Source organism: Bradyrhizobium sp., assembly GCF_030693485.1.
Classification (GTDB): Bacteria; Pseudomonadota; Alphaproteobacteria; order Rhizobiales; family Xanthobacteraceae; genus Bradyrhizobium.
Map to the genome: position 1 here is coordinate 1 of NZ_JAUYAN010000230.1, position 12,200 is coordinate 12,200.

12 protein-coding genes are annotated in these 12,200 nt (G+C 63.6%); 6 read left to right on the forward strand and 6 right to left on the reverse strand.

The genetic code is table 11. The annotated features are described in order from the left end of the window. Positions 1-481: 481 nt before the first annotated feature. Positions 482-1,516, reverse strand: a complete 1,035-nt coding sequence (locus Q8N40_RS16875) for an ATP-grasp domain-containing protein (protein ID WP_305712614.1) — start codon at positions 1,514-1,516, stop codon at positions 482-484. Further along, positions 1,513-2,541 (reverse strand): putative zinc-binding metallopeptidase, encoded by a 1,029-nt coding sequence (locus Q8N40_RS16880; protein ID WP_305712615.1) that lies wholly within the window; start codon positions 2,539-2,541, stop codon positions 1,513-1,515. Before Q8N40_RS16880 ends, Q8N40_RS16875 begins: the two co-directional genes overlap by 4 nt. Before the next feature lie 396 nt (positions 2,542-2,937). Here Q8N40_RS16880 and Q8N40_RS16885 point away from each other — a divergent pair, with 396 nt between their 5' ends. Genes Q8N40_RS16885 through Q8N40_RS16895 form a run of 3 tightly spaced genes read left to right on the forward strand, consistent with a single transcriptional unit; the run spans position 2,938 to position 4,808 of the window. Further along, on the forward strand, positions 2,938-3,726 hold the full coding sequence (locus tag Q8N40_RS16885) for an alpha/beta fold hydrolase (protein WP_305321879.1): 789 nt from the start codon (positions 2,938-2,940) through the stop codon (positions 3,724-3,726). A 41-nt stretch (positions 3,727-3,767) separates the two neighbouring features. Then, on the forward strand, positions 3,768-4,073 hold the full coding sequence (locus Q8N40_RS16890) for a hypothetical protein (RefSeq protein ID WP_305712620.1): 306 nt from the start codon (positions 3,768-3,770) through the stop codon (positions 4,071-4,073). A gap of 60 nt (positions 4,074-4,133) precedes the next feature. Next, the gene (locus tag Q8N40_RS16895) at positions 4,134-4,808 is read left to right on the forward strand and encodes a dienelactone hydrolase family protein (RefSeq protein ID WP_305712616.1); all 675 of its coding nucleotides are present in this window, start codon (positions 4,134-4,136) and stop codon (positions 4,806-4,808) included. A gap of 136 nt (positions 4,809-4,944) precedes the next feature. Here Q8N40_RS16895 and Q8N40_RS16900 read toward each other — a convergent pair whose 3' ends face one another. From Q8N40_RS16900 to Q8N40_RS16915, 4 genes are all read right to left on the reverse strand, one after another. Next, positions 4,945-5,952, reverse strand: coding sequence for a tripartite tricarboxylate transporter substrate binding protein (locus tag Q8N40_RS16900; protein ID WP_305712617.1), 1,008 nt, complete (start codon positions 5,950-5,952; stop codon positions 4,945-4,947). A gap of 195 nt (positions 5,953-6,147) precedes the next feature. Then, positions 6,148-6,897 (reverse strand): polysaccharide biosynthesis/export family protein, encoded by a 750-nt coding sequence (locus Q8N40_RS16905; protein WP_305321876.1) that lies wholly within the window; start codon positions 6,895-6,897, stop codon positions 6,148-6,150. A 118-nt stretch (positions 6,898-7,015) separates the two neighbouring features. Continuing rightward, on the reverse strand, positions 7,016-7,672 hold the full coding sequence (gene msrA, locus Q8N40_RS16910; RefSeq protein WP_305321875.1) for a peptide-methionine (S)-S-oxide reductase MsrA: 657 nt from the start codon (positions 7,670-7,672) through the stop codon (positions 7,016-7,018). A gap of 158 nt (positions 7,673-7,830) precedes the next feature. Then, positions 7,831-8,148: a hypothetical protein gene (locus tag Q8N40_RS16915; RefSeq protein WP_305321874.1), complete on the reverse strand. Its 318-nt coding sequence runs from the start codon at positions 8,146-8,148 to the stop codon at positions 7,831-7,833. A gap of 355 nt (positions 8,149-8,503) precedes the next feature. Here Q8N40_RS16915 and rpsT point away from each other — a divergent pair, with 355 nt between their 5' ends. The 3 genes from rpsT to dnaN form a co-directional block, all read left to right on the forward strand. After that, on the forward strand, positions 8,504-8,770 hold the full coding sequence (rpsT, locus tag Q8N40_RS16920) for a 30S ribosomal protein S20 (protein WP_305321873.1): 267 nt from the start codon (positions 8,504-8,506) through the stop codon (positions 8,768-8,770). A 1,211-nt stretch (positions 8,771-9,981) separates the two neighbouring features. Continuing rightward, positions 9,982-11,412, forward strand: a complete 1,431-nt coding sequence (gene dnaA / locus Q8N40_RS16925) for a chromosomal replication initiator protein DnaA (protein ID WP_305712618.1) — start codon at positions 9,982-9,984, stop codon at positions 11,410-11,412. A gap of 249 nt (positions 11,413-11,661) precedes the next feature. Then, a partial coding sequence (dnaN, locus tag Q8N40_RS16930) for a DNA polymerase III subunit beta (RefSeq protein ID WP_305712619.1) occupies positions 11,662-12,200 on the forward strand: 539 nt, incomplete at its 3' end.

Here is a 12,200-nt window from a genome sequence, read left to right on the forward strand (position 1 = left end):
GCACACGAGCATACAGGGCAGCGGAGAACATCCGACATTCCCTGCGCAATGGCTTGACGGCTTATCACGCGCTCACCCCGGAGAATTATGGCCTTTGTCGCCTCCGTCGCCCCGCGGAAACCGGCGCCGCGGCCCGGTCGGGCCTGCAGCACCTCCGCAAGACTTGACGCCTACCAGTGAGGCATCGGGTCCACACGCTTTTGCCGTACGCTTCGACACCGCTCGTTCGCACGTTCCAGGCCGCTCACGGAGTTTACCCGCCCTGCAATCCCGTTCCGCGCCCGATGCCGCCGCGTCCACCGCATCCCATCCCAGCGTTCGGTAACGATGGCCAACGCCCCTTGCCTGGGGACAGGATGGCGTGATTCCTAGCGGTGATTTGGGTTTCTGGAAAAGCGAAATCTTGCCCGACGTGTTAATTTGTCGCATCGCGTCGGGTCAATCCGGAAACGCCCGTGAGGCAGACCCGCGCGCGTCACCTTCAACCCACGGATGCGCCTGCCTTCGCCCGGCTGATTCCAAGCGCCAGAATGCGATGCAGCAGGTCGGGGTAGTCGAGCCCGTCATGCCGGGCGGCTGTAGCGAATTCCTGGCTCTTCGCTATTTCGGGATTGGGATTGGCTTCGATGAAATACGCAGTACCATCGGCAGCGAGACGAAAGTCGATGCGAGCGTATCCATCGAGTTTCAACGTGCGGTAAATGCGTTTCGCCGTTCGCTGAATGCGGGCGGATACCTCCGGCGCAAGGTTCTCGGCCGGCCCGTCCACGATTCCGACGCGCTCCTGATAGCCGGGATCGTGTTTGGCCTTTTCGGTGGCTATCTGCCGTGCCCCCTGCCCGCCCATGCTGCCGAATTTCAGTTCCCACACCGGCAAAACGCGCAGCCGGTTGTTGCCGAGCACCGCGACATAGAGTTCGCGTCCCTCGATGTATTGTTCGGCGATGGCGGCCGTTCCGAGCCGTTCGTGAACGAATGCTACTCTCTCTGCGAGCTGCTCGTCGGTATCGACGATGGACGCTTGCGAGATCCCGAAGGATCCGTCCTCGCTCAGGCTCTTGACGATCAGCGGCAGCGCCAGGCGCGGCGGCCGCTTGACCTTGCGGCGCATCGGAAACACGGCAAAGGCCGGCACCGCGATCCGGCGATGGTGCACCAGTGTCTTGGAAAGGTCCTTGCCGCGCGCCAGGATCAGGCCGCGCGGGTTACACCCGGTATACGGGATTTTCAACAGCTCCAGATAACTCGCGATGTGCTGGTCAAACACCGACTCGTTGTGGAACTCTTCCAGCAACGTGAACACGATGTGCGGCTTGAACCCTTCGATCGCGTCGCGCACCGGCTTGATCTCTTCCTGCACACCAAGCGGGCGAACGTCATGGCCGGCCGCGCGCAGGGTGCTGACGACGTCGAATTCGGTTTTCCATTTGTTGATTTCCTGCGCGGTGTACCCGTCGGCAGAGTCCGGCGGCATGAAGTCCGGATGCATCAGCACCAGAACGCGTAGCCGTCTCATAGCGCGATCCATTTTCGCCGCGACGGGCCGAACATCATTTGCGTGGTCTTGGCGGTCAACAGGATGGTGAAGTTGATCACCAGTTTCCGCTCCGAGCCAGGGGCACGCAGATCGAGTTCGCGGCAGCGCAGGATCATGTCGTCAAGGACGGCATCGAGCGTGAGCTGGTTCTCGCCGGTCCACCGCGCCACCAGCTGCCTGATCTGGGCGCGGTGCCGCCGGATGAAGGCCGAGGCGGCCGGCGCCCGCCGGTGCCGCGGATCGGCGGAGAACAGACGGGAGAGATCGCGGTCGTAGGTTTTTGGCGGCGTGAAGGCGTAGAACGCCTGCTTTTTCCGGTAATGCTCGGCCAGCGTCTGGCTAAGCGAGTGAAGCGGATCGACGCGCTCCCGCGACAGGCCCGGCGGCCGCGTTCCCCCGATCTCGGCCATCAGCTCGTCGACATATTCGAGCTTCTGCAGCGCCGGCCAGCCGGCATAGCGCGTGCGCCAGTTCGAGCGCGGGCGCAGCCACACCGCGAAGGTTTCAGCAAAGTCCTCGTCCGGATGACTCTGCGCGTACCAGAGCCGAAGATGCTGGACGAAACGCCGGCTCGCCGGATTGGGCCGGTAGTGGCGCGGATAGCGCTTCGAGGACGGGCCGAACAATTGCTGCCAGCGCCGGCGCCGTTGCGGCTGCCAGGCGTGCTGCACGGCATGGCCGGCTTCGTGCCGGAGAATGGCCATGCACTCGGACCAGGTGCCGCCCTCGACGTCGAGCATCATCTTCTTTTCGAGCTTCATCAGCCGGGGATGGGCGAGATAGAAGGGAATCGCGATGCCGGGCACATCCGCCGGGCTGAACCATTCGCTCGATATCCACGCATGCGGCCGCAGCCGGATGCCTTTCGCCTGCAGCTCTTCGTTCAGCGTGCGGAGGCAATCCTCGAGCCAGGTGCCTTCGACCTTGACCTTCAGGCTGTTGAGGCGTTGCTTGAGCAACTGCTCATCCGACAGCTCTTCCCAGGCAAATTTTCGAGTTGGCATAGGCATCCAGACGTGACCGGCAGCGGTGCCTGGATGGTGTCACAGGATGCTGTTGGCAACAACCGCCGGGTCTTTGGCAGCGTGCCAGGGTTCCGCGCTCGCGCAGGGCGGGTTCGCTTTAACCCGCCATGCCGCCATCGAGCGGCGGGTTAAAGCGAACCCGCCCTGCGAAGGCCTCGCAATGACGGCTGCTGGCAGTGTCGCCAAGAAATCCGCCGGAGGAAACCTCCGGCGGATCGTTGTTACCGAGGACACGTCGCTTTACGCCTTCATGTTCGCCTTACGTCAGACGGAAGGGTCGCCGGTGACCGCAAAGTCGGGCATTTCCCCTCGGCGGGCGGATCGCGCTAGACTAGGGTCAAAAGAGACATCAGGAAATCGCCAGGGGAAATCGCGATGCCAAAACTCAGCCGTGACGGGATCGACATCTATTACGAGGTTCACGGCTCCGGCCCGCCGCTGTTGCTGACTCACGGCTATTCATCGACCGGCGAGATGTGGCAGGGCCAGGTCGAGGCGCTGTCGAAAGGTCATCGACTGGTGTTGTGGGACATGCGCGGCCACGGCCGCTCGGATTATCCCGACGATCCCGCGGCCTACAGCGAGGCTGCAACGGTTGCCGACATGGCCGCGCTGCTCGACGAGGTCGGCGCCAGCAGCGCGATCGTCGGCGGGCTTTCGCTCGGCGGCTACATGTCGCTGGCATTCTATCGCGCCCATCCGGAGCGGGTCCGCGCGCTGCTGATCATCGACACCGGACCGGGTTTCAAGAAGGACGAGGCGCGCGAGGCCTGGAACAAGCGCGCCAACGAGACCGGCGACCGCTTCGAGCGCGAGGGCCTCGCTGTACTGAAGGCAGCCAGCCGCGAACGCTCCGAGGTGAGCCATCGCGATGCCTTGGGGCTGGCGCGCGCCGCGCGCGGCATGCTGACCCAGCGCGACGCCCGCGTGATCGAATCGCTGCCCGATATCAAGGTGCCTTCGCTGGTCGTGGTCGGCGCCGACGACACGCCGTTCCTCGCCGCCTCCGACTACATGGCGGCCAAGATTCCGGGCGCCGTGAAAGTGGTGATCCCCGCCGCCGGTCATGCCGTCAACATCGACCAGCCCAGGGCCTTCATCGACGCGGTACTGCCCTTCCTCGGCAGCCTCGACGGCAAGGCAACGCCGAAGGCTGCGTCATGAAATCATTCGTCGCCGCAGTCTTCGTGACGGTGCTGGGCGGAATGCCCGCGCCCGCCCATGCGCAACGGCACCCGCCGCTCGGCGGCCCCACCCCGCCGCCGTTCACCGCGACATTGTCGAACAACACGCCGCTGGCCTTCGGCATGGACGCCGGGGACGCCGCACGCGCGCTCGGCGTCCCGCTCAATTACATCAGGGGACGCCCGGGCAACGAAATCTTCCTGGCGTTCCGCGACCTCGGCGGAAGCGGATTGTTTCCGCACCGCCACCGGCTCTATCTGCAATTCCGCGGCGGCCGGCTGGCCGGCTGGAAGGGCGATTGGGGCCACAACTGGATGTGGCAATAGCAGGCGCTGCCGACCTCGACCGTTCGCCAGGAAGATCAACTCTCAACCAAGGGATGACCCGTGGGACAAGACATCAAATTGACGGCTTCGGATCATTTTCAACTCGGCGGCTATCGCGCCGACCCCACCGGCGCGCCGAAGGCGGCCGTGGTGGTGATCCAGGAAATCTTCGGGGTCAATCACCACATCCGTTCGGTCTGCGACCGTCTCGCCGGCGAAGGCTATGTCGCGATCGCGCCTTCGGTGTTCGACCGCATCGAGCCCAATTTCCAGTGCGGCTATTCGCCGGACGAGATCGCCAATGCGCGAAAATTTGTCGCCAATCCGGATTGGGCGGCGATGCTGCTCGACACCCAGGCCGCGATCGACGCCGTCAAACATGTCGGACCGGTCGGCATCATCGGCTTCTGCCTCGGTGGCAGCCTCGCCTATGCCGCCGCGACCAAACTGTCGGGCCTGAAGGCGGCGATCGGCTATTACGGCGGCGCCGTGGTACGCTTCGCCGACGACAAGCCCAAGGTGCCGACGCAATTGCATTTCGGCGAGAAGGACGCAGGCATTCCGCTTGCCGACGTCGAGACCATCAAGTCAAAACGGCCTGACGTGGATGTTCACGTCTATCCCGGCGCGCAGCACGGTTTTCATTGCGACGAACGGGCCAGCTACGACAAGGCCAGCGCCGACATCGCCTGGCCGCGCAGCATGGCATTCTTCGCCAAGCATCTGAAAAAATGACTGACGACCGAGCCTCTCACCATCGTCATTCCGGGATGGTCCGAAGGACCAGACCCGGAATCCATACTCACGATCATGGTTATGAATTCCGGGCTCGTCGCTTCGCTCCGCCCCCGGAATGACATTATGCGCCGCTTCACTCGCCCTTGACGCCCGTGGCTCTCACAACATCCGCCCAGCGAGCGTAGTCGCGGCGCAGCGTGGCTTCGAACGTTCCCGCCGAACCGCCGACCGGCATGAGACTGACCGTCTCGAGCCCTGCGACCCCCTCGGGAGAAGCGATGATGCGCGACAGTTCCGCGGAAAGTTTCGCGACGATATCCTTGGGCGTGGCGGCGGGCACGAAGACGCCGATCCAGCCCTCGGCCTCAAAGCCGGGGAAACCGAGTTCAGCCATCGTCGGCACGTTCGGCAACTGGGTCCTGCGCTTTTCGCCGCCGACCGCCAGCGCCCTGATCTTGCCGCCCTGGATTTGAGGGTTGGCCGTGGTCAGATCGACGAAGGCTGCGGTCACGGTGTTGTTGAGCAGATCATTCACCAGCGGCGCCGCGCCACGATAGGGAACATGGGTCATATCGATGCCCGCGTTCTTCTTGAGCAATTCGCCGTAGAGATGCGACGTCGTCGCGTTGCCGAACGAGCCGTAGGGTACCTTGCCGGGGTTGGCCTTGGCGTGGTCGATCAGGTCCTTGACCGACTTGATGGGCTGCGCGTCGGGGACGGTCAGCACGATCGTCGACAATCCGACCTGGGTCACCGGCGCGAGATCTTTGAAGACGTCGTAGGGCAGCTTTGAAATGAGGCTGGGCGCCTGGATGATCTGGGTGATGGCGATCAGCACGGTGTAGCCATCGGGCTGCGCCTTGGCGACGAAATCATTGCCGACCACACCGCCGCCGCCCGACTTGTTTTCGACGACGACAGTTTGCTTCCACGCTTCCGACAGTTTGTTGGCCAACAGGCGGGCCGACACGTCGGTGGCTCCGCCTGCGGGATAGGGCACGACGAAGGTTATTCGCCGTTCCGGATAGGACTGCGCCGCCGCCTGATCTGCCGACGCACATACGGCGGTCATGGCGGCGCCTGCGATCGTTGCAGCTGAAATTGCGGTGCGCACGACCTTGATTGGCGAACGGATGCTCATCTTTTCCCCTTGGTAGATTTCGATGGATTGAGTTTATCGGGCATATGCTCCCGGCTGGATCGAGGCAAGTCTCCTATCGGGCACATCACGCCGAACGCGCTGATTCACCACAGCCAGCCATGACAATGCCGCCGCACGGGATGATCGGAACAGCATCGGCTTTTGACTTGTTCAAGGAGAAGGGAATGCTATCGACTAGAACCAGCGCTCGCCGACCAGCACGGTATCGCCGGGGCTGATGCTGGTGCCGAGCGGCACCACGGATCGCATCGAGCCCGATGCATCGGTATGGGTGAGCGTGACGCGGTCGCGGCGGGCGCGCGGCGAGAAGCCGCCGGCAATCGCCACCGCGCTTTCGACCGACATGTTGGGCACGTAGGGGTATTGGCCGGGGGCTGCGACCTCACCGAGGATGAAGAACGGCCGGTAGGCCTCGATCTCCACCGCCACCGATGGCTCGCGGATGAAGCCGTTGCGCAGCTTGGCGGTGATGTCGGCGGCGAGTCGCGCGGGAGTCTTGCCACGCGCCGGCACCGCGCCGATCAGCGGCATGGTGATGGAGCCGCCGGCGGCGATGGCGTAGGTGTTGGTGAGACCTTCCTGGCCGTAGACCACGACCCGGAGCCGATCGCCGGCGTCGAGATGATAGGCGGTGTCGTAGGCCACGGGCACCGGCATCGGTGCGGCGGCGTAGACCACGGGCGCCGGGGCATAGGCCCGGCCGGGTCCGGCAAAGCTCGAGCGAAGGGCCGAGATTGCGCCGCCGCTGGAAGCAACGACGACCGGGGCGGAATGATAAGGCGGGCCATAGGCAATCGAATCCAGATCGGCTTGCGACTGCACCGCCACCGGCCCGGACGGCCGCATGCAGCCCGACAGCGCGAGCGCGGCAATGGCGGCAATGACGGGCAATCGAAACGCGCGCGCAACCCGCACCGGAGCCATCCCTCATAGCGAGACAGCTTAAGTCTTGCACCGGTTATGGTTAACAAATCGTTGGCGCCGGGGCTCGGTGTTCACCCTCCCCCTTCAGGGGCCCTTCAGGGGAGGGTGAAGAACATCATCACGCGCTGACGCCGGCGCCGATCGGGCACGACACGCCGGTGCCGCCGAGCCCGCAATAGCCGGCCGGATTCTTGGCGAGATATTGCTGGTGATAGTCCTCGGCGAAATAGAATTCGCCTGATGGAGCGATTTCGGTGGTGATGGCGCCGAGGCCCTTGGCCGCCAGCGCCTTCTGGTACGCCGCCTTGGACGCATCGACGGCCCGGCGCTGCGCGTCGCCGAACGTGTAGATTGCGGAACGATACTGGGTGCCGACGTCATTGCCCTGACGCATGCCCTGGGTCGGGTTGTGGCTTTCCCAGAACGTTTTCAGGAGTTGCTCGTAGGAAATCTTCTTCGGGTCGAACACCACCAGCACCGCCTCGGTGTGGCCGGTGCGGCCCGAGCAGGCCTCCTCATAGGTCGGGTTCGCGGTATGACCGCCGGCGTAACCCACGGCTGTGGTGTAGATGCCGTCGCCGAGTTCCCAGAATTTGCGCTCCGCGCCCCAGAAGCAGCCGAGCCCGAACACGGCCTGTTCCATGCCCGCGGGATATGGCGGCTGCAACTGGCGGCCATTGACGAAATGGGTTTTGGCGGTGGGGATCGGCGTCGAACGGCCGGGCAGCGCCTCGGCCGCGCTCGGCAATGCAGTGGTCTTGCGCATGAAGAACATGGGATCACCTCTCGATGTCGAAGGCTCAGTTCCGGGCAACCCCGGATCCGCTGCCATTCGAACGCATCATCTGTGATTCTAATATATCTCTTTACGCCGGCGGCGGCAGCCCTGTTACGGCGGGACCATTGAACTTAAGGACGGCAGGATCCGCCCATTCAGTTCCGGGAATAGCCGATCAGCGGCTTGCGCGGCCGGAACAGCAACATGAGCAGAATGCCGAGTACGCCCAGCACGGCAAAAACCGGCTGGTCCAGGATTACCTTGACGACGCCGTCCCAGAGCCAGGGCGCGGTGCCATCGAGCCAGGCCCGGAACGCCTGCTGGCTGGACTGATGGATATCGTTCCAGAACTGGCCAAACCGGGTGAATTTCAGGGTCTGATCGGCGACCCAGCGGGCGCCGTCATAGACCATGAAGATAAATCCGCCGGCCAGCAGCAACAGCCCCACAAGTCGGAAGAAACCGCGGATCATGCGTCACCTTAATATCTGTCGCGCCCCGAACGCGGTCAGGGCTTAACGGGACCCCTTGAGAAATTCAACCACTTCAGCAACTTATCCGTATTCCCGAAACCGGCCGACCGGCGCCCGGCAGCAGGGAAGGCGTTGACGCTGCAAGGCCCGCCCTCTATAAGACCGGCAATGGCGGCGGGCGCAATCCCGCCGCCGCTGTTCTTTGAACGACGCCGTCATGCAGGCATTTTAGCCTGCCTGCAATGGCATCTCGGGAACATCCGGAAAACACCAGCTTCGATCAGGCGGTTGAACGGCCGGCGCGCTCAAGCCCGACCACTCAGCGACCGGTCACCGCCGAAGGATATTTGAGAACATGGCCAATACAACTTCCGCCAAGAAGGCGACGCGCAAGATTGCCCGCCGCACCATCGTCAACAAGTCCCGCCGCACCCAGATGCGCGGCGCGGTTCGCATCGTCGAAGAAGCGATCAAGAGCGGCGACCGCGATGCGGCGCTGAAGGCGATGACGCGCGCGGAACCGGAACTGATGCAGGCAGCGCAGCGCAACATCATTCACAAGAACAATGCGAGCCGAAAGGTTTCGCGGCTCGCCCATCAGATCGCAAAGCTCGCGAAATAAAACTGAACGAAAAAGACATTCGTCAAAAAGCCCGGCCACGCCGGGCTTTTTCTTTTTTCACTTGCACCGCACCGCAATCGGCAACCGGCAACCGGCGCAATACCGGCGCGTCGGTAGTTTTACTGGCGCTATGTAGGAAGGCGAGCTTATAAGTTCTTGAGGCGCAGGCCGCCTTGATGCTCGGCCACGCTTTGTAAATAGCAATCGGGACGGCGCGAACTTGCTGCAGGCCGCCTCAGGGTTACCCTCTTCCGACGATCAAAAAAAATGGCGCGTGCGTAGTCACTTATCGGCATAGCGCCGAGCGCTTGTTGGAAAACTCATTCCCGCCCCATTCAATCGTAAACGAATTATGAATTTATTTTAAGCTATCGTCAGAAATGTCACAGCGCTTCCGGGTTTCGAATCTGTGCGCAGATTCAAAACCTTGCCGCTCGCCGCGCAACCCAACGGCTGGTTTCGCGAGTGCGAAGTGGTTGTCGGCGACGCTCGCCGCGAATCTTTTCGTTGCGGGAAACAAGGCATGATGTATCTCTTAGGGCGTTCGCGGCGCCCACGGCTCTTCAGACCAGCGCGGTTTAAGAAACGGGGCGGACGTGCAAATCGGCGGCGGTGTGCGCGTTGGCGACGCTTTCCAAGCGATTGTCGGAGTAAGCCTCATAGCAATATGGGGAATGTGGTTCTGTGTCGAAATTTCTCAAGGCGGGGCATTCGTGTCCCGTTCGTCTTGAACAAGAGAAATACGAAACCGGCCAGCCGGGAAACGCAAGGCGAAGCACCCGAACGGGTAAAAAAACGGGCTGAACGAAACGGCATGGCGGCTGAACGATTCCAGGCTTCAGGCGCGGCCGGGTGAATTTGAAACACGCTTAGTATGACACCTCGCCGCGGGCAATCGCGGCGAGAGGGGGAGGCTGTATGCTTTACGGAATCATCGCGGCAATCGACCAGATGCCAGTTTCCACCGATGACGTATTGGACGCCTTGGCCGCCGGCTGCATGCGGCCCCCCGCGCGAGCTCCGGACAGACCGTTGAGTACGCGCTGACCTCGCGAACGCTTCGCCTCCAGCCGACGATTTAGGCCAGCGGCATCTTGCCGAGCGGCCAGTCCATGGCTGGAGACCGAGCCTCGCTTGAGGTCACGCCGCGCGGAAACACGCGCGCGGCTGCTTCGCAGGGAACTTTACTCCATCAGAAAAGTCGTCAGAAAATGACAAATATCGAACAGGATCGCTGGTCACGCGTGAAGGGTCGGCTGCGATCGAGCGTCGGCGAAGACGTCTATACGAGCTGGTTCGCGCGGATGGATCTGGAAAGCGTACAGGACGAAAGCGTCCGCCTTTCGGTGCCGACGCGATTTCTCAAGAGCTGGATCCAGGCGCATTATGCCGAGCGCGTGCTCACCTGCTGGCAGGCCGAGATGCCGGAAGTGCACCGCATCGACCTCACCGTGCGCACCGCGATGCGCTGTGCGGCGCCGGCCAAGGAAGTCGCCGCGCCGCTCGATGCCCGCCGTCCCGAGCGGACCGACGGCCGGCCGGCGCCCGAGCTGCGCGCGACCGCGATCGCGCCAGTGTCCGCCAGCCATGATGCGCTCGGCGGCTCGCCGCTCGATCCGCGCCTGACCTTCGGCAGCTTTGTCATCGGCCGCTCCAACACCCTGGCGCATGCGGCAGCGCGCCAGGTGGCGGAGGGACGGCGCGGCGACAGCGTGATGTTCAACCCGCTCTATATCCATGCCGGTGTCGGCCTCGGCAAAACCCATCTGCTGCAGGCGGTGACCTGGGCCGGCAATTCCGGCAGCGAACGCAAGGTGCTGTACCTGACCGCGGAAAAATTCATGTACGGCTTCGTAGCCGCGCTGAAGACACAGACCGCACTGGCCTTCAAGGAAGCCCTGCGCGGCATCGACGTGCTGGTGATCGACGACCTCCAGTTCCTGCAGGGCAAATCGACCCAGGCCGAATTCTGCCACACCCTGAACGCGCTGATCGACGCCGGCCGCCAGGTGGTGATCGCGGCGGATCGTCCGCCGTCCGACCTCGAAAGCCTTGACGACCGCGTGCGCTCGCGCCTCGCCGGCGGCCTGGTGGTCGAGATGGGATCGCTCGGCGAGGAACTGCGGCTTGGAATCCTCAAGTCGCGCGTCGCCGCCGCCCGCACCCATCACGCCACCTTCGAGGTGCCGGCACCGGTACTGGATTATCTCGCGCGCACCATCACCCATAATGGCCGCGACCTCGAAGGCGCCATCAATCGCCTGCTGGCGCACAGCAAGCTCAACGCCCAGCCGGTGACGCTGGAAATGGCCGAGCGCGAGGTGCGCGACCTGGTCCGGCCGCAGGAACCCAAGCGCATCAAGATCGAGGACATCCAGCGCGTGGTGGCCCGGCAGTACAATGTCAGCCGCTCCGACCTGCTGTCGTCGCGGCGTACCGCGAATGTGGTGCGCCCACGCCAGGTCGCGATGTATCTGGCGAAAACCCTGACGCTGCGGAGTCTGCCGGAAATCGGCCGCCGGTTCGGCGGACGCGACCACACCACGGTGCTGCACGCCGTGCGCAAGATCGAGGCCCTGGTCTCCAAGGACGTGGCGCTCTCCGAAGAGGTCGAATCGCTCAAGCGCCAGTTGCAGGAGTAGCGTCTGCCTGCACCTCAACTCGTCGTTCCGGCGCACGCCGGGACGACGAGAAACCTTGAATTTCTCCGGCAAAATGTGGGGAGCGAGCGTGCGTTCCGCTTGCGCTGGCGGGCCATCCGCGCCACCTTGCGGTCCCCCCGGGGGGTTTGGTCAAATCCAGCTTCGGTCAGGCTTTTCGGGTTTCAAACGCCGCGGCGCGCCTTTCGGGCCGCCCGGCTTTTCCATCTTAGGGATCAGGCGGGTATTGCTATGAAGGTCACCGTCGAACGCGCGCAACTGCTGAAATCGCTGGGCCACGTCCATCGCGTGGTCGAGCGCCGCAACACCATTCCGATCCTGGGCAACGTGCTGATCCGCGCCGAGAGCGCCCGGCTGTCGCTGAAAGCCACCGACCTCGACCTCGAGGTGACGGAGACGCTGGCGGCGGAAACCGCGACCGGCGGCTCCACCACCGTGCCGGCGCACATGTTCTACGACATCGTGCGCAAGCTGCCGGACGGCGCGCAGATCGTGCTGGAGAGCGACGGCGAGCGCGCCGTGCTGGCGATCCGCGCCGGGCGCTCGCGCTTCACGCTGCAAACGCTGCCGGAAAGCGACTTCCCGGATCTCGCCGCCGGCGACATGACCCATTCGTTCACGCTCGCCGCAAGCGACATGAAGCGGCTGATCGACCGCACGCAATTTGCGATCTCCACCGAAGAGACGCGATATTATCTCAACGGCATCTACCTGCACGCCGCCGGAACCGCCAAGGCCGCGACGCTGCGCGCGGTTGCCACCGACGGTCA